The organism is Bacillus sp. EKM501B (assembly GCF_011800505.1).
Lineage (GTDB): Bacteria > Bacillota > Bacilli > Bacillales > Bacillaceae_G > Bacillus_A > Bacillus_A cereus.
Genome location: NZ_JAALFZ010000001.1, coordinates 853,448 through 876,274, shown reverse-complemented (window position 1 = coordinate 876,274; position 22,827 = coordinate 853,448). Strand labels below are relative to the sequence as shown.

The following is a 22,827-nucleotide window of genomic DNA, read 5'->3' as shown; positions in this document are numbered from 1 at the left end:
TTCTGCGATCGCACCGCCCTTGTTTAATTCCAATCTTCCTACATCTGTATTCGCAAGCGCTGCAGCTTTTTTTACAACTGCGAACGCTTTAATTAAACCTTCATGGATTTTGTATCCTGTAATTGGGAAGTTTTCAACTGCACGCATTGTTTGTACGCCGTAGTATGCATAGTTTGGTACTTCTTTTTCACCTAAAAAATCTTTTTCAATTCGAACACCATTTTTAACTTCAGTTAATGTTGCCATGATTATTCACTCCTTAACGATTTCTTATGCTGCTTTTGTTTCTTTGACTGTTTCTACATATTGTTTTGCTTTCTCATTATCGAATTCGCCTTCCCACTTCGACATAACAATGGCCGCTAATGCATTTCCTAATACATTGACAGATGAGCGAATCATATCTAAAATGCGGTCAATTCCCGCAATTAATGCGATACCTTCTAGTGGTAACCCCATTGAACCTAACGTTGCTAATACAACAACGAACGATGCACCTGGAACTCCCGCCATACCTTTGGATGTTAACATGAGAACGAATAATAACGTTATTTGCTCCGTTAGTGACATGTGCACACCGTACATTTGTGCAACAAACAATGCCGCTAACGCTTGATAAATAGCCGATCCAGTCAAGTTAAATGTATAACCTGTCGGAATTACGAAAGAGGCAACTGCCTTTGGACAACCGAACTCTTCCATTTTTCTCATTATATTAGGTAAAACAGCTTCTGAACTTGCTGTCGTAAATGAAAGAATCAATTCTTCTTTTAAAATTTTTATTAATGTAAAAATGTTTACTCCAACCATTCGTGCATTAATACCTAATACAATCACAACGAATAGTATAACAGTTACGTATACAGCTAGCACTAGTTTTCCTAGCGGAAGTAGTGTTGCTACACCAAATTTTGCAACCGTAACGGCAATTAATGCGAATACACCAAATGGTGCAAATTTCATAACTTGATTTGTAACCCAAAACATGGCTTCGAGTACGCCTTCAAAAAAGTTAAAGACAGGCTTTCCTTTTTCCCCAATTGCCGCAACTCCTAAGCCGAATAATACTGAGAAGAATATAATCGGTAATAGGTCACCTTGTGCAATCGATTCAAATACGTTTTTCGGTACAATGTGAACAATTGTCTCAGCAAAACCTTTCTTCTCTGTTGCATCTGCAGTTTGTTTATAAGAAGAAATATCACTTTGCTGTAAATTACTCATATCAACACCAGTACCTGGTTGGAATATATTCGCTGCAAGTAATCCCATTAAAATAGCAATCGTCGTAATAATTTCGAAATAAAGAATTGTCTTACCACCCAGTTTCCCAAGCTTCTTCATATCTCCTACACCAGCTACTGCAACAATTAATGCTGAAATAACAATTGGTACTACAATCATCTTAATTAAGTGAATAAATATATCCCCAATTGGTGTGATATAAGAAATCGCCGTTTTATTGCCATAAAAGACTGCCCCTACTACAATCCCTAAAACAAGCGCGACAAAAATTTGTGTTGCCAATCCGAATTTTTTCATTTATGTTCATCCCCTTCATGCGAACGCTTTCAATTTGAATTTATAAAAGCTACTCACACATCTTATAAGCGAACCTACAAAATCATACAAAAACCTACAAGTTCGTCACAAAAAATTCAAATATTTTTCTTCTTTTTTTCATTGACACCATTTTGTTAAAAAACGATAAAATAAACTTGATAAGTAATCAGATTGTTTCGTATAATCAAAAAGATATATACTTAAAACAAATCAAAATGAAAAGGAGTGGATGTTATGAAAAACTATACAAAGCAATTCGTCCTATCTTCTTCTTTTCTTTTTCATTTTCTTAAAAAGGAACAAAGGCATTCGCCTTTGTTCCTTTTTTATTGCGATCTATATAGGGGGAATTGTTATGAGGCCATATAAACGTGTCTTAATTAAATTAAGCGGCGGTGCACTTGCCGATCAAACTGGAAATAGCTTTAACTCCAAACGATTAGAACATATCGCAAACGAAATTTTATCCATTGTTGATTTAGGTATCGAAGTATCCATCGTCATCGGTGGCGGTAACATTTTTAGGGGGCATCTAGCTGAAGAGTGGGGAATTGATCGCGTAGAAGCTGATAATATCGGTACACTAGGTACAATCATTAACAGCTTAATGCTTCGCGGTGTTTTAACAAGTAAAACAAATAGAGAAGTACGCGTTATGACGTCCATTCCATTTAATGCAGTAGCTGAACCATACATTCGCTTACGTGCAGTCCACCATTTAGATAACGGCTATATCGTTATCTTCGGAGGCGGAAACGGGCAACCGTTCGTGACAACAGATTATCCAAGTGTACAAAGAGCCATCGAAATGAATAGTGATGCCATATTAGTCGCAAAACAAGGTGTCGACGGTGTTTTTACAAGTGATCCAAAGCATAACAAATCAGCAAAAATGTACAGCAAACTAAACTATAATGATGTCGTTAGACAAAATATACAAGTCATGGATCAAGCGGCATTACTGCTTGCCCGGGACTACAATTTACCAGCACATGTCTTTAACTTTGATGAGCCTGGAGTGATGAAAAAAATATGTTTAGGTGAACATGTGGGGACGTTGATTAATGATGATGTTACGATGCTGGTGCATGAAAAATAATGATTTCCCACCAAAAAGGGTGCCTTTTGTAGGCACCCTTTCCTAATCCATCATCACAAATAGAACTCAACCAATCCCGCCACTTTCTCCTTACAACGCTCCCAAAAAGATAACTTTTCAAAAAACTCTTTCGTCATTTCTTTCGAATCATGAAAATCCTCTGTTAACGCCTTATTAACTTGTCCTACAATAGGACCACCATAAATATAAAAATTCATTTCATCATTTATATTGAAGCTACGCGAAGTAAAGTTTGTTGTACCAATAACGGTTAATTCATTATCAATAAGCATTAATTTGCCATGGAACATTCCTTTTTTATACCCATATACAGTAATCCCATTATTAACAGCTTGACGTATGTATGGATACGCCGCTTCTTTTATAAGAGGTAGATCTGGTTTATATGACCAAAGTATTTTTACTGTAACACCACGCTTTTGTGCTGCGATTAAAGCATTCATGGACTCTTTATTTTTTGCTATAAAATACGGCGTTGCAATTACAATGGAGTGCTGAGCTTGTTTTATGAGCTCTATATATTTTTCAGCAACGTAATGCCCATTGTAACTAGTCATAGTATGTAATGTATTCCCTTTACTAGCTTTATTCGTACTCCTCTTTATCTCTTCTTTCGTATCTCGTTTCCAATCTAAAGCGAATTGCTGTTCTAAATCTTTTGCTCCTTCTCCTTTAAGCCGTACATGATAATCACGCCAATATCCAAATCGCTTATCTTTCCCTAAGTACTCATCTCCTATATTAAATCCGCCTGTATAGCCAATCTCCCCATCAATCGTCGTAATACGGCGATGATTACGATGGTGAAATGAATAAAATCCGAATGGCAATGCAGGTTTTCTACTATATGTAAAATGCACACCACTTTCCCGTAATTCATTTATCATCTTTCTTTCAAATGATAAATCATTAATGCGATCAACTGATAAATAGACGTTTACTCCTTCTTTTGCCTTCTCTTTTAATAAGTTTAAAAAAGTATGACTACTTTTATCATCCGACAAAATGAAGAAATAAGTGTAGATGGAGCTTTTCGCTTTTTTAATATCTTCAAATAGCTGCTCATATAATGATTTCCCTTCTACATATAATTGAAAATCACTATAATGAGGCGCATACTCTGTCGGCATGTTTTTTCCAGCTTCCATTTTCCTACCTAAGGTAACATCGATATGCATACAAATTAAAATAAAAACGAAAATAGCAATAATAATAGAAGTAACTCTTAATATTTTTTTTATCATTTTGGTTTCCTTCCAATCATATTCCTTACTATTTCGTAGTGTTTCATTTAAATATGTTTTCATACGAAATGTATTTCTTATTTTTATTGATACTGAACAGTTAAAGGAGATACGAATATGAGAAAAGGAAAAACTCCTATTGTTTTTATCCCAGGTCTTTTCGGTTCAATGAGCAATATTATTATTCCCGGCACTGGTAATTGGAGTTTTGGACTTTCTGCATTTGTTTACGAACCATTCATCATGATGCTAGAAAGTATGGGGTACGAACGAAATAAAGACTTGTTCATCTGTTTTTATGACTGGCGGCAGCGTATTGTTCTTTCTACACAAAAATATTTATTACAAACGATTGCTTATGCTAAAAAGATTACAGGTTGCGATAAACTAAATTTAATTTGTCATAGTATGGGCGGCCTTCTTGGACGTTCTTACGTTCAAAGTGACGAATATAAAAATGATGTGAATCAACTTATAATACTCTGCACACCAAACGCTGGATCTCCACCAAATTATAGTTATTGGACTGGAGGCAGTCTCCCTATCCATGCCTCTTCTAAAATAAATATCGTTCATTTTTATATGGAACAATATATTTGTTACTTAAGCATCTTACATAAAATGAATAAAGTTGAGGCGATACACATTTACTTTCCAGGATTACAAGATGTTATTCCTTGTAAAGATTACGGAAATTATTTATTTATAAAATCCGACTCTTCTATTACATTTCTTCCTTATAGTAAGATGAAAATGAAAAACCCTTTCCTCGATATATTAAATACAAATAGATTTATTATACAAAAAAGAAATATTGAAACGACACTCATTGCCGGAGATGGAGAGGAAACAACTCAATCTTTACAAGTCGTCCCTTCACATTCCAAACTGAAATGGACAGACGGCAAAGTCGTCGGTGATTTACTTACAAAACATGGTGACGGTAACGCTGTTCTACATAGCGTTTTTCTTCTAGAGGGAAATAAATATGTTTTGCATGCTTCACATAACGAAGTGCTCTACAAAAGCATTCCTATACTACAAAAGATACTCTAAGTTTCAAACAAAAAAGGTATGGCATTAAGCCACACCTTTTCACATTAAACAAAATTTCTCGCGTCATTATTTCTTCCAAACTTATAAATAGCAATTAAGAAGAATGCAATTGCGAAAGCGAATAAAATTAAAATGTTTAAATACAACTCTGAGAATGGTATTCCCTGCTGTAGTTTTGATATCGTATCTAACAACCAGCGCTGCGGAAGAAAATTAGCTACTTTTTGTACTGCACTTGGCATAATGTCATATGGGAAATAACATCCAGCAAGTAAGCATGTTGGTACAATGATCATATTTTGCATCGCATTTGCCGATGCTGAGTTTTTCGAAAAAGCTACAAGGACTAATGATATTCCAATTGCGATTAATGCAAATAGCATTAGTACGCCCATCATCACTATGAAAGGCATATTGATATTCGTATGAAAAACATTCGTTAGGAATAGGATTGTAATCAAAATTTGTACTGTTAGTATTATCATATTTACTCCGACATTAGATAATATAAACTTCTTCCCATCTATCGGCGTTGATAATAGTCTAAAGTACGTTCTATTCTCTTTTTCTTTTAAAATATGACCTGATAAGTTCGCTGCTGAAAACAGCATAAACATAATAAGGTAACCCATCGTTTGATTTGTCATATCTTTATTTTTCGAAGTATCTTCTAGCGTCTCAGTTTTCATTTTAAATGAACTTTTTTGATATCCTGCGTACATATTGTCGAATGTGCTTTGATCTGTTCCGGCTACTTTACTAATAGCTGCTATATTATCAATATAATTATATAAATATGATTTTATAAATCCTGTTACTTGATCACCTTTAATCGATGAAATTTCAATATGCTCTGGTTTCCCTTCTCGAACACTTTTTGAAAAACCAGAATCTAATGTAATAACTCCATCAAGTTTTTTGGAAGTGAGTTTATCTTCTATTTGAGACTCCTTAACCTTACTCACATTCACATGATTTAATCCTTCTAAAAACTTTATCGTATCATTTGCTATCGGCTCATTTTCTTTATTTACAATCCCGATATTTAACGTTCCTTGCCCTGCATTTCCGTATATCGAGAAGGAAATGAGCGTCCCTATTATCGGCAAGCTAATTATAATGAGTAAACTTTTTTTATTTTTCAAAAGCACAGATAACGTTTTTTGTATGAGCCATAAAATATCCTTCATACTATAGCCCCTCCCGTCTACGTAATGCAATAATTGCAATTAATAAAAAGAGTGCTGAAATTCCAATGTTTAAAGAAATGACTGGTAGTGCTGCCCCTACATCATTTGCATAAATAATTTTCATAACAGCTGTATTTGCCCAAGTTAATGGCGATAAATTCGTAACGAAATTTTCTTCTACTACGAAATATGCACCTCCAAAAATAGAAGCTAATTGCACAACAACCATAATAATTGCCCTGGACGCTTCAGCTGTTTTCGTGATATATCCGATTCCTAAACCGAAGCTAATTGCTAGAAAGACTTGTGTTAATAAAATAAGAAATATGATTCCAAGATGGTCGCCCCAATTCGCTTGAAAAACAAATTTACTAAATAACATGACGAGTAATATGCACAGGGCATTTGCTACTAGGCTACCAAGTACTTTTCCAATGAATATTTCAGCTTTACTTATAGGTGCAGCAATGAGACGATCTCCTGTTTTACGTATTCGTTCTCCTCGAATTAAAGAACTCGCTCCCATCGCAGCATACAGTGCAATCATCGTTGTCATTACAACCGCGTAGTAATCCATAGAACCTGGTTTTTTCGCAGCTTGTAAAGATGTTTCTTTTATATAATCATTATGGTTTCCGTTTGAAATAACTGTGCTCACCTTAGTAGGATCTACTTTTGCAACTTCGACCGCTACATTGTACTTATCAACAAATGTTGTAAGCATTCCTTCCACAATACTCCCATCAATACTACTTTTGTCACTTCCGTAAAATTTTGCACCATCTTTATTTAACTCTACATAAGCAGCATATTTATTTTTCTTCACTTCTTCTTTCCCATCTATACTGCCGGAAGCTTTTTTAAAATGAATACCTGATTTATCCACTTCTTTCGTAAATGCTGCAAATGATTGAGAAAACGTGCTACTCGCTTCATCTTTATATAGCACTTGTATATCTTTAATCGAATGACTATCACTATTAAATGCGTTGGTTAACGCTGTTCCTAACACAAGCATAAGTACAATCGGAAATGCTAACATAAAAACTAAAGTTCTTATGTCTCTGAAATCTCTTTTAATATGCATAATTGCAATATTGAAGATGTTCAATTGATGAACCTCCCTTTACCTTTTCTTCATTTACCTTTTATTTATCTCGTAAGTTTCTTCCGGTTAACGTAAGAAATACTGTTTCTAAGTTTGGAGCCTGCTCCTCTAACGAACGAATTTCAATGTCATGATTAATGAAATGCTGAATAATTTGATTTAAATTATTTAATCCTGCATCCGAGTTTACCTTGATTACGTTCTCTTCAATTTGAACAGCTTTCACACCGTTTATCTCTTTTAACTTTTCTACATCTAAATTTTCTACTGACTTCACTTCAATCCAAATATCTTTCGTATCTGTAATAATCGCTTTTAACTGTTCTTTCGTACCTTCTGCAATCACTTTACCGTGGTCGACAATTGCGATTTTCGTACAAATCTCTTCTACTTCTTCCATGTAGTGGCTCGTGTAAATAATAGTGCTTCCCATTTCATTTAACTTCCGGACAGACTGAAGAATATAGTTTCTTGACTGCGGATCAATTCCAACTGTCGGTTCATCCATAATAATTAACTTCGGTCTATGTGCAATTGCACAAGCAATATTCAATCTTCGTTTCATCCCGCCAGAAAAGTTTTTCGGATAACTTTTATGTTTATCGCTAAGCCCCACAAATTGCAGTGCTTCCTCCACTCTCGCTTTTAGCTCAACTCCTCTTAATCCGTACAACCCAGCAAAGAATTTCACATTTTCATAGGCAGTTAACTCTTCATAAATCGCAATATCTTGCGGAACGATACCGATATTCATCTTCGCAAATCGGTTATGTTTCTTTATATTTTTTCCTAGTATGCTAATTTCGCCTTCATTACTTCTTAACAAACCAGCAATCATATTAATCGTTGTACTCTTACCAGCACCATTCGATCCTAAAAAGCCAAATATTTCTCCTTCTTTAATAGATAAAGACATATTATCAACTGCGATGAAATCACCAAATTTTTTCGTTAAATTTTTAATTTCTAATGTATTCATCATTTCACCCCTATTTCGGTTTCTCTGCTTTTAGTATAAACAAAAAGAATGAACCTGCTCAGTGCAGAAGTTCATTCTTTTCACATGAGATTATTCACTTTTTTCATATGAGATGATTCATCCTCATATCGGCAACAACATTGTTACTGCAAAACCACTTGTTCCATCTACAATAATTTTTCCGTTTACTGACGCTGTTCGCTCCTCCATCCCCATAATCCCGAGACCTTTCTTAACGAGAACCGCACCTTTTCCGTTATCCTTCACTTGTACTTTCACCATCTTGTTAAGTACATGAATATCAATTGAGATGACTGTTGCATCAGCATACTTCATCGCGTTCGTTAATGCCTCCATAACATTTTCACCAATAATTTTCCACTGTATCGGAGAAATCATATCTAAGTTCCCTTTATAAACGAAAGGAATATTCACATCATTCTTACCGGCAAATTCCTCTATGAATAATTTCATACGATGAATGCCAATTTGCTCAGTTGGTGGCTTCATATTTTTCAATGTAATGCGAATACTTTCAATTCCATCTTTTGAAATGTGAATTGCATTTTGTAATAACTCCGCAGATTTTTCTTTATCTATTTCCATTAACCTCTTTGCTGCTTCCATTTGAATTAGTGCACCCGTCATTGAGTGACCAATTTTATCATGAATTTCTTGTGATAACCGATTTCTCTCTTCTAGCTTAAATGTGTATTCAGATTGTCTTATGTACTCTTTATTTTCATGTAAGCTTTTCGTAAGTCGTTGCATATCTTTTCGCATCTTATCATTTTGCGATTCAAGCTTTACTACACGCGATATATATCGATCTGCAATTGTTAAAACGAGAAAAGAAAATGCAACAATCAATCCATAAGTCATTCGAATACTTTCATCTGCAATTGTAATTGGGAGCATCATAACGACAAAGCGTGGCCAATTCTTTTCTATGTAATAGAATGTAATTTCGTATAAGTTCAAAGGTAAAAACAAAATAAAAAATGGATGAACCCTCCATGTAAATAACATAACTACGCCAATGGATATACAGATTAATATTTTTTTATACGTATCTTTTTTAAATATAGAAATCATTACGTTTACAGAGAGGTAAATAAGTAAAGTAAATATAACCCACGGTAAATTTGCTACATTTGCGTAAATATAACTAAACACAATATATAAAAAGACAATTAATTTACTTACAGTTAACCAAAATTCCATATCATTAATCTACTTTCCCTGTTAAGTAATAAATCGCAATTTGTGTGCGATGTTCAAGTCCAGTTTTCCCTAAAACTGACGTAATATAATTTGCAATTGTTCCCTCAGATATAAAAAGCTGTTTCGAAATTTCTTTATTTGAGAAACCTTTTGCAATTAATGCGATAATACTAAGCTCCCTTTCTGTGAAAAGGCTCTTATCAATTTTACATTCTTCCTCTTTACTTTCCATTAAATTAGACTTAATTTTATCGAGAATAACATCTTGCATAACAGTTTGACCGTTATAAACCCCTTTTATCGCATCACGAATACGCTCCGGATCGTTATTTTTTAATAAATAACCTTTCGCTCCATTTTTTACTGCATCCAAAATATATTCATCATCATCAAACGTCGTTAAAATAAGCGGTTTTGTTTTCGTCTCTTCACAAATGAACTTCGTCGCCTCTACACCGTTCATATTTGGCATACGAACATCTAAAAGAGCAATATCAACTTCATGCTTTTTACAATACGCTACAGCTTCTTCCCCATCATTTACAGTATCTACTACTTCAAACTCTTCGTATGTATTTAAAATAATTTTCATGCCTTCTCTAATAAAAGAGTTATCATCTGCTATTAATATTTTAATTTTCATGTTTGTTAGTATGGACCTTTCCCTACTAACATTCACATCCTTTCTCCGTGTAACATTTCCTACTTGCTCATTATATACTTCTCTTTACCATTTTTTCACACCTTTTTTCATCTAGCTCTCCCGCAAAAAATATATTATTCTTTTTTTACAAAATGTGTAGGGTGACTTATCATTCTTTACGTCTATATAATAGAATGCGTCAAAAAGGAGGGAGAGACCGATTGAGGAAAAACAATTAATTGAAAAAGCACAGCAAGGAAGCGAGCATGCTTTTCGTATCCTTGTACAAACATATCGTCATTATATTTTTCAAGTTATCTTTTCTATTTTAAGACATGAAGAAGATTCGAAAGATGTTACACAAGAAGTATTCGTAAAAATTCACACCTCTCTCCCAAATTATCAATTTCGCGGATTAAAAACGTGGATGGCACGTATTGCCACCAATCACGCTATTGATTATAAGAGAAAGAAAGCTAGAGAAAGTGAAGAACTCTCCTTATGTAAAGAAGCTGAGGAAAATATACAGTCCTCTCATAATATTGAGGCTTTATTATTGACGAAAGAGCAAAAATTACTCATTGCTCAAAAACTGCGAGAACTTCCCGAAAATTACCGTGACGTTGTTCTCGCACATTACTTAGAAGAAAAGAGCTATCAAGAAATTGCTTTACAGGAAAACATCGAAGTAAAAACAGTCGAAATGAAACTGTATCGAGCACGAAAATGGATTAAAAAACATTGGAAGGAGGAAGAGTTTCTATGATGCATTATTCAAAAGAAGATTGGCGCAATTATACATTAGATTTTATAGAAAGTAATAAACGTAAATCTATGGAAGAACATCTTTATGAATGTGATCATTGTTTAGCACTTTATATGGAAAGTATTGATGAACAACATGAAAACCTTCCAATGATAAATGATGATTCATTTACGAACGAAGTTATGACGCAAATTAATTTTGAAACACTACAGTCTAATGAAAATATAAAAACAACCTCACTAAAGCGCACGATCATTCATTACATAATTGCGACTGCGGCTACAATTATTTTTATGGTAAGTGGTTTATTTCAGTATATTTTTACAGCGACATCAAATTTAGAGAAATCTTCAAAACATAACGAGTCTTCTATTTCACAACAAATTGTAAACAAATCGGTAGACACATCGAAAAAGGACGGAGGTTCAAAGCATGAATAAAAATCCCTTTTTAGCACTTGTATTAGGGCTAATTCCTGGGCTTGGACATTTATACTTAAAAAAGCTAGGACGGTTTATTTTATATAGCGGGGGATCACTATTTCTATTCTCCTTTGCAGTATTTTGTACCATAGTAGTAAGAGAACGTGATATTGCTTTTCTTTCTCTATTTTTACTAGCTGTTCTATGGGTAATTAACTTACTAGATTTAGTTATCACCATTATAAACCAAACGAAAAAGCAAGAAGCTGGAGAAGTGATAAATTCCTCTAAAGAGAGCGAACGATTTTATATCATTCTCTTATCCATCATCCCTGGACTTGGCCATTTCCAATTAGGACTTATGCAACGCGGACTTACATTTTTAGTAGCTTGCACAGGAATCGGAAGTATGATCATTTTCGTTGCACTTTTAACATCGCAAGAAAGTTTTCTTATCTTCCTTATTACGTTACCTGTTTTATGGATTTATAATTTCTTTGACGTTGTTCAGCAACTACAGAAAAAAGAACGTGGCGAGCAATTAATTGACCGTACTATTTTCGAAGATTTTGAAGAGCACCGCGAGCAGGGAAAGAAAAGTAAAACATTTGCTTCTATTTTAGCGATGTTCCCTGGAGCAGGTCATATGTATTTAGGCTTACAACGCCGTGGTCTTCAGCTTATGGCGGCCTTCTTACTATCTATTTATTTACTCGACTTATTAAGACTTTCTGCGTTTTTATTTTTAGTACCAATCATTTGGTTCTATAGCTTTTTTGATGCGTTACAGCAAACAGCAAAATACGGAAAAGAACGAGTTCAAGACGAACCCATTATCGATTATTTTATAAATCATCAAAGATGGATCGGTATCGGATTAATTACACTCGGTGGTTATTATTTATTAAATCAAACTGTCCTTCCTATTTTGAATGATTATTTTGTAACTATATTTAATATTCATCTTAGTGAACTATATTATCGCTATTTCCAAACATCTATCGTTGCACTTCTCTTAATTGGCGGCGGCTTTAAATTGTTACTTGGAAATAAAGAAAACAAAGGTGGTACAAAAGAATGAGAACATGGCGTGTTGGAACATTCTCAATGGGGCTTTCTATTATATCGTTAGGATGCTTTTTACTTTTTTCAGTCGTAAAAGGAATTCAAGTATTAGATACACTAACTGCATGGTGGCCAGTTTTACTCATCATACTTGGAGCTGAAGTTTTACTATACCTTCTATTCTCTAAAAAAGAGCAATCTTTTATTAAATATGATATTTTTAGTATTTTCTTTATCGGCGTTTTAGGAAGTGTCGGAATTGCTTTTTACTGTTTATTATCAACTGGATTACTAGAAGAAGTTCGTCATTCTATTAACACAACGAGGCAAACGAGTAATATTCCAGACGGACAATTTGATATACCTGAATCTATCAAAAAAATCGTAGTAGATGCAGGACATCAGCCTCTAACGATAGAGGGAAATAATACAAATCAAATTCATCTTTTGGGAACTTATGAAATGACAACGAAAGCAAATGAAAAACTCAATTTAAAACGAGATGATTTCCTTTCAGTTCAAACGGCTGGAGAAACGATGTATATCACTTTAAAATCTTTACCTGTTCAGCATACATTATTTAATTCAGCACCACAGGTGAAACCAACGCTTGTTCTTCCGCAAAATAAAAATGTGGAAATCCGTGCTTCAAATAACGAACTATCTCTTTATCCAGGTCAATTACAAAATAATTGGTTTGTACAGGAAAGCTCAAGAGTGTCTGTCCATCTTGCAAAAGAAAGTGATGTATCTTTAACAGCAGTAACGAATCAAAAAGAAACCCATGGAAGTACACCTTGGGAACAAGTAGAAGATTTAACGAAAAACGAAAATACTTCTTCAGAAGAACATCCAGAATTAAACAACCAAGAACATTGGTATAAAAATTCGATTAAAACTGGAAATGGGACGTACAAGTTAAATATTGAGAAAGCTTATAATTTGAATATGAGTGTTCTCGAAAAATAAAAAACCTTCCGCAATTGCGGAAGGTTTTTCTCATATAATCGCTTTAATTCCTTCTAACACTAATCCAATCATAAATCCGCAAACCGCCCCGTTCACTCGGATCCACTGTAAATCTTTACCGACGTTATTTTCAATCATTTCGATTAACGTCTTATCATCTAACTTATCAAGGTTTTCTTGTACAAGCTTACCAATTTTCGAATGGTTCTTCTCAACAAGACTTACAACTTGTTTTTGTAACCAATCTTCTATTTTTTGAACTGTCTGTTCATCTTCTTTTATTTTATTCATTTGTTTTTGTAAAAATGGAATAACATATTTATCAGCAAATTCTTCATTATTTACAAAAGCAACTGCTCTTTGTTGTACTTGCTCCAGCATCTCTTTTATTTTGTCAGTAGCATCCCAATTGGCAATCCATTTTTCTTTCCAATTTTCTAATTCTTGTAGTAACGCTTCATTTTCTTTTACATTTATAATTTCTTGCCGAATTTTCGCTAATATAAGTTGTCTCGTGCTATTATCAACCTCTTGTAAGCTGTTAATATTACTAATGATAAACTTCTGCAAAATGCCGCCAATTTTATCTTCATCTACAATATTCATAAATGATTTCAAAGTAAACTGCAAGAATCCATCTACTTTTATATTTTCCATCGCCTTCATACCTAAGCTACCGAGCTGGTAACGAGCTTCATCTTGCGCTGTCCAATCTTTTACCTTCACTAATATGTAATCAAGTGTCTTTTCATCATATTCTTGCACAACTAATTGATCAACAAGCACTTGTAAAATGTTATTTGTATTAATTGTATGTAAATACGTCTTTAATTCTTTTTCAATAATAACCGCTAATTTTTCTGTATCGATTGAAACAATCGCCTTCTCAGCAATCGTTACAATGCCTTTTTTCACAGCATCAGACTGCATTTCTCTCTCAGCAATTTGCAGTATCATTTGTGCTAACTGCATCTCTTTTACTTTATTCGTAATACTTTCTTTCGTCAGCCATTCATTTTCTAACGTATTGATGAGCCCTTTCGTTACCCGTTTACGGTTTTTAGGTAACAAAGCTGTATGCGGAATTGGCATTCCCATCGGATGACGGAATAAAGCAGTAACCGCGAACCAATCTGCAAGCCCGCCAACTAACCCAGCTTCAAATCCCCCTTGTATAATCTCTCCTGCTACCGTTCCTTGAAAAGGGATAGAAGCCGCAAAGCCGACACCCATAACCCCAAGCGAAATACCCGCTATATATTTAGTCTGTAATGACATCGTATACACATCCTCTTATTATGTAAAATAAAGCTTTTTTGTTGTATTTATTCAATATTAGTTATCCTTTATATATACTATAAAGAACTATTGTGAAAATAACAAAGATTTTTATGTACATGAAAAAATGAGGCTACAACTAGCCTCATTTTTCTTATATCGTTAATTCCAAACCTTTCCTATAATATTCATTCATTACATCTTTAGGAACCATACTTCCACCCGTTCCCCACACAATATGAGTACCTTTTTTCAACTTCTCTGTTAACTGTTGCTTTTGTAAATACTCATCTTCTTTACATACTTTCACTGGCCCAATCATACCTGCTAGTGCAGAAGGCTCTAAATAAATATTCTCCGTGTCAGCTAGTTCTTTTAACAATCTATATAACTCTTCATCGCTTACTGTGTAATTCCCACTCAAAAATGGTTCCATCGTTTTACCGACAAATCCAGACGGTCTTCCTACCGCTAGTCCGTCCGCGTCTGTTACATTATCAATCCCGATATCTTGAACAGCAATTTTATCATGAAGTCCTGTCATTAAACCGAGTAACATACATGGAGAGTGCGTAGGCTCCGCAAAGAAGCAGTGCACGTTGTCTTTATACAATAACTTTAAACCAAATGCGACGCCGCCAGGTCCGCCTCCTACTCCGCACGGAAGGTAAACGAATAAAGGATGATTTTCATCTACTACAATCTCTAACTCTTCTAATTGCTTTTGTAATCGCGATGCTGCTACTCCGTATCCTAAAAATAAATCATGGGAGTTTTCATCATCTACAAAATAACAGCTAGGATCGGCATCTGCTTGCTGACGCCCCTCTTCTACTGCTTTACTATAATCAGCTTCATACTCAATAACGTTTACACCTTTACTTCTTAATAAATCTTTTTTCCATTGTTTCGCATCTGCTGACATATGAACCGTTACGTTAAAACCTAGTTTCGCACTCATAATCCCAATGCTTAGGCCTAAATTTCCTGTTGAACCGACCGCAAATGAATATTTGGCAAAAAACTCTCTACATGTATCACTATCTAAAATGGAATAATCATCTTCTTCTGTTAACATACCATGCTGCAATGCTAGTTGTTCAGCATGTTTCAACACTTCATAAATGCCGCCCCTAGCTTTAATTGATCCTGATATCGGAAGATGACTATCACATTTTAATAATAATTCTCCTAAAATAGGTTGCTTGTAATTTGTCTCTAAAGCTTCTTTCATAGAAGATATTTTCACTAAAGGTGATTCGATTATGCCATTCGTCCCTTTCGTTTCAGGAAAAACTTTCGCAATATATGGTGCAAAACGCTTTAATCTCTCTTCCGCATCTTTTACATTCTCTTCATTAAGTGGTGAATCTTTTATTGCCCTTTCATACTTTTCTATGTTTGGATTTATCCAAAATACTTCTTCTGTTGCAATAAGTTTATTCACTAATGGGTATTCTGCTTGTAATGCCCCTATTTCTTTCATTTTGTTTCCTCCTTATATCCTTGTAGCTCACCATATAATAAATTATAATTAAATTAATTTTAATATAGTTTAACACAAATCGTTAACTTTAGTTAATTTTAATTTAATTTATTTAAATATAATTTAATAACTCTTAAGGAGATTTTCATTATGGAAAATATAGATATTGGTAAAAAAATTGAAAAACAAAGAAAAGAAAAAGGTTTAACTAGTAAAGAACTAGCAAAGATGGCCGATATTACACCATCTATGTTAAGTCAAATTGAGCGTGGGTCCGCTAACCCTTCTATTCAAACATTAAAAGTGCTTGCTAAAGCTCTTGATGTGCCAACATTTAGCTTTTTACTTGAAGATACAAATACAGACGATTTAATTGTACGTTCCCATAAACGAAAGAAAATGATTATCGATAATTTATCATATGAAATGCTTTCACCTGATTTCACTGGAAATTTAGCAACAGCAATTATGACCGTCCCGCCTAATACAGCTTCATCAGAAAATGTGCTAGAACATAAAGGAGAAGAATTAGCATTTGTCTTAGATGGGAAAATCACATTATATTTAAACGAGGAAGAATACGTATTAGAAACTGGCGACAGTGTAAAGATACCTGCTTATTTAAAGCATAAATGGGTGAATCATTTTGAGAAAAATGCGATAGTCTTATTTTCTGTTACTCCGCCGATTTTTTAATATATCAATAAAAACAGGATGATTCTTATAAAATGCGGATTATCCTGTTTTTATTAAATAAGAAAGTGAAATTTTTGTTAAAAGCTTAACAGTTGGACCCAATCCGAACAATCCTCCTAAAAACATATTTACAAGTGAAGCTATCCCTCCCATTGATGCTAACGTATCATGAGTCAGATTCATCCCACCACTACCAGAGGCACTTGTAATATTCACATAAAAATAAGAAACACGTAAAAATTAATTGTTTTTTCAGAATTTCGTTGAAAAATATGGTAAAATTACTCTTATACTTCTTCTATTTTGCTATTATAGAAATAATTAAATTAGAATACTTTTATCGGATGGGGGAATATATAATGAGTGTGTTATTAAAAGGGCATGAACAGATTGTCAACGAATTAAACATTTTATATCAAGTAATGGTAGCGGAGCAATTAATTGAAGCGAAACAATTAAAAGAAAAAATAGAGAAACAGATTAATAAAATTGAAGCTGATCAAAATCTATCGCTTTACTACTCCCTACTAAACTTTAAATATAAGGTCCTAACCGATTGGACAAACATTAAGTATGATACTTTTAGTCAAATTGTTCGTTTAGACAATCCAATAACTGAAGACTTTATTACTTATTATTATCACTTTTTTAAAGCTGAACATGCTACCATTATTGGAAATTATGATGAAGCAAAAAAAGAATACGAAAAAGCTGAATCCCTTTTAAAACATGTACCAGGTGAACTAGAAGAAGCTGAATATAAATATAAATTTGCTATATTTAATCACCATACAAACAAACCACTTACAGCAATCAATTATGCAAATCAAGCGAAAGAGATTTTCTCAAAATATCCACGTTATGAAATTAAAATAGCTCTATGCGAAAACATTTTAGGCTCATGTTCTGTTTATTTAAAACAATTCGAACAAGCCGAAGAGAACTATAATTCAGCAATCAATATTTTACAAAAGCTGAAAGACGATACACTAATCTTAAAAGTTCGAAATAACTTAGGTTGGCTCTACTCTTCTCAAAATCTATCAACCCTTGCTATTAGACATCTTACAATAGTTACAAACAAATTACCTAAACACCTAAAAGCCAATTTTCTACAAGCCAAAGAACATTTTAGTTTAAATGAAAAAGAACTTGCAAACGATTGGGTTCAAAAAGGCTTAGAAATTTGTAATGAATTAAATAATCAAGAATATAAACACCATTTCACTATCTTAAAAACACAACACACTGGTATTCTAGACGACTTAGAAAACGCAATCATTGCAGGCACCACATATTTTAACAGTAAAGAATTATACGATTATGCACAAGAATATTACGAATTATTAGCAGTAGAATTTCATAAAGTGAATAAAATAGAGAAATCTCAAAAATATTTTTTCAAAACTTACGAAGCAAAACAAAAATTATTAACTAAGGAGGCACTAAGATAATGAAAAAGATTAGTTTAGCTATTTTAACCTTTACATGCATACTTGCTTTTGGCTTTAATAATTTCACTGAAAATCAACAAGCAAAACAACTTCCAAAATGGGATACAGATAAACAAGAAACACATGCAGACCTGTAGAAACCTAAAAACCCCTAATAAAGGGGTTTTTAGGTTTCTACAATATAATGATTTAGCATATGATGAAGAAATACGCTTATAAAAGATATCCATACACAGATACTCTCTGTACATGGATATCTTTTATTTTTTCGGCACCAACAAAATCCCTAAACTAATAATACAAAAGCTCATTATTTGCTGTGCTGATAGACCAAACTGTACCGAATTTTGTTCACTAACAAGCGAAATAATAATTTGAGCAAACCCCTCAACAATTAGAAAAATACTTATATTCTTTCCATTTCCGAGCCTTTCATTTTTCATCCATAACAAACCCATTATACAAAGGTTGAGGATAATCTCATATACAAAAATAGGATGATACAAAAATTTAGATTCGTATATATTCATTCCCCATGGTAGTGTCGTTTGTACACCTACTTCATGATGTAATAGAAAATAAAAGATAATGCACACACACAATCCAAAAGGGAGTACATCAAGTAAAATGCGAAGCGAAAATTGTTCCTTTTTACTTTTCCAAACAATGTATACACTAGCAATTACGCATCCTACTACAATATGTTGCATACTTCCTATAGCTAATAATGCTTGCAATGGCGATTTAAAAGCCCATACAGGATTTAAAATTGCTGGTGCAAACTTCCATACAAATACGATGATAATAAATGCATTTGTTACGGCATCCATCATTTTTTCATATGATGCATTTTGATGCCTCATCTTTCGTTTCATCAACATAAATCCAAATAGACTTCCAATTATAAGAGATACGGGTTGTAATCTCACGATCCACTCCATCATCACGAAATCCCCTTTTAGCTCTCAATCAATTTCTTAAATTTCTTTTCTAATTGATCTGGTGGTAATACACCTCGTACATGATCTACTATAATTCCATCTTTATTAACAAAAAATGTCGTCGGTAAAGAGAATACTTTATAATCTAGTCCAGCTACTCCGTCCATATCTAGTAGAACCGGAAACTCAAATCCATAGCGATTAGCAAATGCGCTTGCTTCTTGTACTGGGTCACTAACAGTTGCATTCACCGCAAAAATTTCAACATCCTTTTTATATTTATCATACATATGAACTAAGTCAGGTGCCTCCATTTCACACGGCCCACACCATGATGCCCAAAAATTAATAATATATGGTTTTCCCTTGGCATCATTTAACGACTGCAACTTTCCGTCTAATCCTTTTAATGTGATGCCAGGTGCTTTAAAACCTACTTGTGGTAATACTTCTTTCTCTTGTAACTCTGCTTGTTTCGCTTTTCTTTCCTTTTCTTCTTTCTTTGAATTATAAAAGTTAACCCCCGCCCAAACGAGAGCACCTACTAGTATAATAGCAATTAGTTTCTTCACTTTCCTTCCTCCTCATTTTTAAAAACCTGTAAATCCACCGAATAGACGAATAAAGAATGCTGTAATTTTCGTCATTTGATTTGTATACAATAAAATACCTGTAATATATGATAAATAAGATATATATAGCGATAAAAAGTATAATGATATAAATGACAACACTCTATCCACACTACATAGAGTAGTGTTTACCCTAAAAAAAGAGGCTATATGCACTCTCCGACAATAAGTACAATCGACACACAGAATAACCCTATTGTTACATATACCGAGTTCGTATGTAACGGAATAGTAAGCTTAGCAACCTTTTCATTTAACACTTGCTCGATTCGTAAATTTATTGCTGTTTTTGCAAATGAAGCTGTAACACATCGATTTTCCATTGTCTTTATTTTAATTAATTTTAATAACGCGCTACCTAACTCAAATGAAGATTCCATTTTTTGCATCGCATATTTATCTGCTGCTAACTCTTGATACGTATGATATCGTTGTAACAATTCTTTTAATATCGGGATGTACATCATTCCTTCTGCTAATAACGTAAAACAAAATAATTTTAGCGGATCCCAATTATTTTGATGATATTCTTCATGGAAAATAATCGCATCAATCTCTTCATCTGAAAACGTCTGAAGCAAACCTTCCGACATGACAACTTTCGGACGGAATAATCCAATTGTAAACGCTGCAACTTCCGCAGTCGGCAGTATATATATTTGTTTCCCTTTTCTAATAAATGGGATAAGTACTTTTTGTACTTTTTTACTATAGAAAAATTGCCGCCAAATTCTTTTACACACAATCAATACAGTAATTAATAATAACCCCGCTATTATAATACGAACCATTGATAGTTCTTTCATATGTTTTTCTAACTGAAACAAGCAAAACTTTGAAAGGAAGAATGCCTTATTTTGAAAGAGAAATGGATATGTAACATAATACAATAACAAGCTGAAAAAGAGGGTACTAACAATGAGCGCTAACAATACGATTTTACGCATTTGCCATTTCATTTCATCGATCCTCTTTTTTTAACTGATTCAATTTGTCTTCTAATTTTTTTATTAAATTCGGATCAGCCTGCTCTAACTCATCTATCATATGTGTTATAACTAAATCTCCAAATTCCCCCACTAATTCCTGTGTCATTTTCTTCGTTTGATTGGATAAGAATTCTTCTTTCGTTTGTATAGCACGATATATGCCACTTCTTTTCACAGTCTGTTTTTCTAAGTGTAATTTCTCTACTAACCTGTTCATAACTGTCATAACAGTATTAAAATTTACAGGCGATTCTTCACTTAATTTCTGCTGGACTTCTTTAATAGTAATACCTTCAGTAGACCAAACAATCTCCATAATCTTCGCTTCAAGCGGTCCAAAGAAATGATTTAATCCTTGCTCATTTAACCTATAGTTTTGCGTAAACATCGTACGACTCCTTTCACACTACGAATTGTAGTACAAATTAAATGAGAGGTCAAACGCAAGTAATACAAACTAAAATTCACTACCTATAAATACGTACCTCATTCTATTCATTATAAGCCTAACTTATCTCCAAATGTATCAAAGAGATACTGCTCTAATATTTGTACACTAAACTTCTCATTACGCCCAAGGGCAAATAATTCCCGATCCTTCGCTACGATAGTATCTAACGGAATAACTACATTATCCACTATTTTTGTAATTTCAATTATATTACTTTTTACATTTACTTCTGTTTTAAATTCAACGTTTTCTAACACTATATGTGAACGTCTTCCTGATGCAAAAAAAGTAAAATTAGGATTTTTAACAACGCCAATTTCAGTCTCTAACGCATATAAATAGTGAAAAATTACATCTCTATGTCCATCTTTTATTATTTTTTCATCCTTCTCATCGTCTAAGTATTCTTTCAGCTTCGTTGTAAATTCAAATCGAAAATCCACTTTTTTCACGCTCCTTCTTTGTATTTCATATTAAATAAATATATTGAAATAATTTTACCATATTGTAATACAACTTCCTATTAAAAGTAAAAACTGTTTTAGAAAATCGCTATTATTTCCGATACCCTTTTAAAATATAAGTATAAATTCAATATGAATGAATGCTTCATTACATCTATTTAAACATATTTTTTCCATTTTTTGAAACATTAGTATGAAATATTATATATCAATGAATGGTTTCTAATGTATTGGTATATATAGTCAGTAGTTTCTTTACTATTCCGATATACTTAAGCTACATTTTCTAATTATTGATTACATTACGGAAGGAATGTAACTCTCTTCTATCGAATTTTTATATAACAAAAATGATTAGGTGGTGCTTTACTATGAAATTAGCTGTCATTGGTGGCGGTGATTTACAAGATTCAAATCACTTGCCTATTAATGAACGCCTTATAGAATTAACAAATAAACAGTATCCAAAAGTATTGTTTATTCCAACGGCTAGTCATGATGATGAAAGCTATATAAAATTATTTTTAGACACGTTTGAAAAACAATTACATTGTGAAGTACAAATTTTACGCATTACAACAGATTCACCTTCTAAGTATGAAATAGAGGAGATGATTCATTCAGCCGATTTAATTTATCTAGGTGGCGGAAACTATATTCACATGCTTACGCAATGGAAAGAACATAGACTTGATGAAAAATTATTATTGGCTCTGCAACAAGGAACACTTATTGCTGGTTATAGCGCTGGTGCTATGTGTTGGTTCACGTCTAGTATCCGATCAGATTATGAAGGTTCTGGTTACATAGAGAGTAACGGATGGGGTATTGTTAATAAAAGATTTTGTCCACATTATAATCAATTAAACAGAATGAACGCCTTCCATTCCTTTTTACAAAATCATCAAGGGAATATAGAAGGAATTGCACTGGAGGATAATTGCGCTTTATATATTACAGAGGAATCCTTTGAGATTATCGGTGAATCAGAAAAAGCGTGGGAGTTTTATATGAGTGATAAAACTCTCATTAGACAACATTTTGATATAACTTTAAAAAGCTATTTGTAAACCTGCACTTAAGAAAA

26 protein-coding genes and 1 pseudogene are annotated in these 22,827 nt (G+C 33.4%); 10 read left to right on the top strand and 17 right to left on the bottom strand.

The window, feature by feature from the left end:
- Positions 1-246: pseudogene (locus HFD78_RS04660) on the bottom strand (lyase family protein); the annotation flags it as partial.
- 24 nt (positions 247-270) lie between these two features.
- Positions 271-1,542 (bottom strand): cation:dicarboxylate symporter family transporter, encoded by a 1,272-nt coding sequence (locus HFD78_RS04655; protein ID WP_000713291.1) that lies wholly within the window; start codon positions 1,540-1,542, stop codon positions 271-273.
- Positions 1,543-1,918: 376 nt separating this feature from the next.
- Between HFD78_RS04655 and pyrH the strand changes: the two genes are divergently transcribed.
- Complete coding sequence (gene pyrH / locus HFD78_RS04650; RefSeq protein ID WP_001248059.1) at positions 1,919-2,662, top strand: UMP kinase; 744 nt, start codon at positions 1,919-1,921, stop codon at positions 2,660-2,662.
- Between the two features lie 53 nt (positions 2,663-2,715).
- On the opposite strand, the gene cls is transcribed toward pyrH, so the two are convergent.
- Entirely contained in the window at positions 2,716-3,927 is a 1,212-nt protein-coding gene (gene cls, locus HFD78_RS04645) for a cardiolipin synthase (RefSeq protein ID WP_000591912.1), read from the bottom strand.
- 117 nt (positions 3,928-4,044) lie between these two features.
- Between cls and HFD78_RS04640 the strand changes: the two genes are divergently transcribed.
- On the top strand, positions 4,045-4,983 hold the full coding sequence (locus tag HFD78_RS04640; protein WP_098005314.1) for an esterase/lipase family protein: 939 nt from the start codon (positions 4,045-4,047) through the stop codon (positions 4,981-4,983).
- 44 nt (positions 4,984-5,027) lie between these two features.
- Here the strand turns inward: HFD78_RS04640 and HFD78_RS04635 are convergent, their stop codons facing one another.
- The 5 genes from HFD78_RS04635 to HFD78_RS04615 form a co-directional block, all read right to left on the bottom strand.
- Positions 5,028-6,173, bottom strand: coding sequence for an ABC transporter permease (locus HFD78_RS04635; protein WP_058839107.1), 1,146 nt, complete (start codon positions 6,171-6,173; stop codon positions 5,028-5,030).
- Between the two features lies 1 nt (position 6,174).
- Positions 6,175-7,284 (bottom strand): ABC transporter permease, encoded by a 1,110-nt coding sequence (locus HFD78_RS04630; RefSeq protein WP_098005312.1) that lies wholly within the window; start codon positions 7,282-7,284, stop codon positions 6,175-6,177.
- 37 nt (positions 7,285-7,321) lie between these two features.
- Entirely contained in the window at positions 7,322-8,260 is a 939-nt protein-coding gene (locus HFD78_RS04625) for an ABC transporter ATP-binding protein (RefSeq protein ID WP_001093830.1), read from the bottom strand.
- A gap of 123 nt (positions 8,261-8,383) precedes the next feature.
- Positions 8,384-9,484 carry a sensor histidine kinase gene (locus HFD78_RS04620; RefSeq protein WP_098005310.1) on the bottom strand — a complete coding sequence of 367 codons (1,101 nt, stop codon included), beginning with the start codon at positions 9,482-9,484 and terminating at the stop codon, positions 8,384-8,386.
- A 4-nt stretch (positions 9,485-9,488) separates the two neighbouring features.
- The gene (locus HFD78_RS04615) at positions 9,489-10,127 is read right to left on the bottom strand and encodes a response regulator transcription factor (RefSeq protein WP_000694092.1); all 639 of its coding nucleotides are present in this window, start codon (positions 10,125-10,127) and stop codon (positions 9,489-9,491) included.
- 220 nt (positions 10,128-10,347) lie between these two features.
- Between HFD78_RS04615 and HFD78_RS04610 the strand changes: the two genes are divergently transcribed.
- Genes HFD78_RS04610 through exsE form a run of 4 tightly spaced genes read left to right on the top strand, consistent with a single transcriptional unit; the run spans position 10,348 to position 13,349 of the window.
- Complete coding sequence (locus tag HFD78_RS04610; protein WP_306302920.1) at positions 10,348-10,893, top strand: RNA polymerase sigma factor; 546 nt, start codon at positions 10,348-10,350, stop codon at positions 10,891-10,893.
- A complete protein-coding gene (locus HFD78_RS04605; RefSeq protein WP_191968055.1) occupies positions 10,890-11,333 on the top strand; it encodes a hypothetical protein in 444 nt (147 codons plus the stop codon). Before HFD78_RS04610 ends, HFD78_RS04605 begins: the two co-directional genes overlap by 4 nt.
- Entirely contained in the window at positions 11,326-12,396 is a 1,071-nt protein-coding gene (locus HFD78_RS04600) for a hypothetical protein (RefSeq protein WP_065704410.1), read from the top strand. Before HFD78_RS04605 ends, HFD78_RS04600 begins: the two co-directional genes overlap by 8 nt.
- Positions 12,393-13,349 carry an exosporium protein ExsE gene (gene exsE, locus HFD78_RS04595; RefSeq protein WP_001261427.1) on the top strand — a complete coding sequence of 319 codons (957 nt, stop codon included), beginning with the start codon at positions 12,393-12,395 and terminating at the stop codon, positions 13,347-13,349. Before HFD78_RS04600 ends, exsE begins: the two co-directional genes overlap by 4 nt.
- Before the next feature lie 30 nt (positions 13,350-13,379).
- Here the strand turns inward: exsE and HFD78_RS04590 are convergent, their stop codons facing one another.
- Both HFD78_RS04590 and HFD78_RS04585 read right to left on the bottom strand, forming a co-directional pair.
- Positions 13,380-14,627, bottom strand: a complete 1,248-nt coding sequence (locus HFD78_RS04590) for a DUF445 domain-containing protein (RefSeq protein WP_098005306.1) — start codon at positions 14,625-14,627, stop codon at positions 13,380-13,382.
- A 154-nt stretch (positions 14,628-14,781) separates the two neighbouring features.
- Positions 14,782-16,113 (bottom strand): D-serine ammonia-lyase, encoded by a 1,332-nt coding sequence (locus HFD78_RS04585; RefSeq protein ID WP_098005304.1) that lies wholly within the window; start codon positions 16,111-16,113, stop codon positions 14,782-14,784.
- A 150-nt stretch (positions 16,114-16,263) separates the two neighbouring features.
- Between HFD78_RS04585 and HFD78_RS04580 the strand changes: the two genes are divergently transcribed.
- Positions 16,264-16,809 (top strand): helix-turn-helix domain-containing protein, encoded by a 546-nt coding sequence (locus tag HFD78_RS04580; RefSeq protein ID WP_000427637.1) that lies wholly within the window; start codon positions 16,264-16,266, stop codon positions 16,807-16,809.
- A 39-nt stretch (positions 16,810-16,848) separates the two neighbouring features.
- On the opposite strand, the gene HFD78_RS04575 is transcribed toward HFD78_RS04580, so the two are convergent.
- Positions 16,849-17,025, bottom strand: a complete 177-nt coding sequence (locus HFD78_RS04575; protein ID WP_069604915.1) for an ATPase — start codon at positions 17,023-17,025, stop codon at positions 16,849-16,851.
- A gap of 143 nt (positions 17,026-17,168) precedes the next feature.
- On the opposite strand from HFD78_RS04575, the gene HFD78_RS04570 reads away from it, so the two are divergent.
- Together HFD78_RS04570 and HFD78_RS04565 are read left to right on the top strand one after the other, a co-directional pair.
- Positions 17,169-18,263 (top strand): response regulator aspartate phosphatase, encoded by a 1,095-nt coding sequence (locus HFD78_RS04570; protein WP_000114846.1) that lies wholly within the window; start codon positions 17,169-17,171, stop codon positions 18,261-18,263.
- Positions 18,263-18,400: a hypothetical protein gene (locus HFD78_RS04565; RefSeq protein ID WP_000724010.1), complete on the top strand. Its 138-nt coding sequence runs from the start codon at positions 18,263-18,265 to the stop codon at positions 18,398-18,400. Before HFD78_RS04570 ends, HFD78_RS04565 begins: the two co-directional genes overlap by 1 nt.
- 123 nt (positions 18,401-18,523) lie before the next feature.
- Here HFD78_RS04565 and HFD78_RS04560 read toward each other — a convergent pair whose 3' ends face one another.
- From HFD78_RS04560 to HFD78_RS04535, 6 genes are all read right to left on the bottom strand, one after another.
- On the bottom strand, positions 18,524-19,204 hold the full coding sequence (locus HFD78_RS04560; protein ID WP_033667336.1) for a prolipoprotein diacylglyceryl transferase family protein: 681 nt from the start codon (positions 19,202-19,204) through the stop codon (positions 18,524-18,526).
- A 17-nt stretch (positions 19,205-19,221) separates the two neighbouring features.
- A complete protein-coding gene (locus HFD78_RS04555; protein WP_000733185.1) occupies positions 19,222-19,776 on the bottom strand; it encodes a TlpA family protein disulfide reductase in 555 nt (184 codons plus the stop codon).
- An 18-nt stretch (positions 19,777-19,794) separates the two neighbouring features.
- Positions 19,795-19,935 carry a hypothetical protein gene (locus HFD78_RS04550; RefSeq protein WP_015382254.1) on the bottom strand — a complete coding sequence of 47 codons (141 nt, stop codon included), beginning with the start codon at positions 19,933-19,935 and terminating at the stop codon, positions 19,795-19,797.
- A 47-nt stretch (positions 19,936-19,982) separates the two neighbouring features.
- Positions 19,983-20,795, bottom strand: coding sequence for a M56 family metallopeptidase (locus HFD78_RS04545; RefSeq protein ID WP_061139452.1), 813 nt, complete (start codon positions 20,793-20,795; stop codon positions 19,983-19,985).
- A gap of 1 nt (position 20,796) precedes the next feature.
- Positions 20,797-21,213, bottom strand: a complete 417-nt coding sequence (locus HFD78_RS04540) for a BlaI/MecI/CopY family transcriptional regulator (protein ID WP_098005300.1) — start codon at positions 21,211-21,213, stop codon at positions 20,797-20,799.
- A 110-nt stretch (positions 21,214-21,323) separates the two neighbouring features.
- Positions 21,324-21,719 carry a DUF3942 family protein gene (locus HFD78_RS04535; RefSeq protein ID WP_000347526.1) on the bottom strand — a complete coding sequence of 132 codons (396 nt, stop codon included), beginning with the start codon at positions 21,717-21,719 and terminating at the stop codon, positions 21,324-21,326.
- A gap of 392 nt (positions 21,720-22,111) precedes the next feature.
- Here HFD78_RS04535 and HFD78_RS04530 point away from each other — a divergent pair, with 392 nt between their 5' ends.
- Positions 22,112-22,810 carry a peptidase E gene (locus HFD78_RS04530; RefSeq protein WP_098005298.1) on the top strand — a complete coding sequence of 233 codons (699 nt, stop codon included), beginning with the start codon at positions 22,112-22,114 and terminating at the stop codon, positions 22,808-22,810.
- The last annotated feature ends 17 nt before the right edge of the window (positions 22,811-22,827 follow it).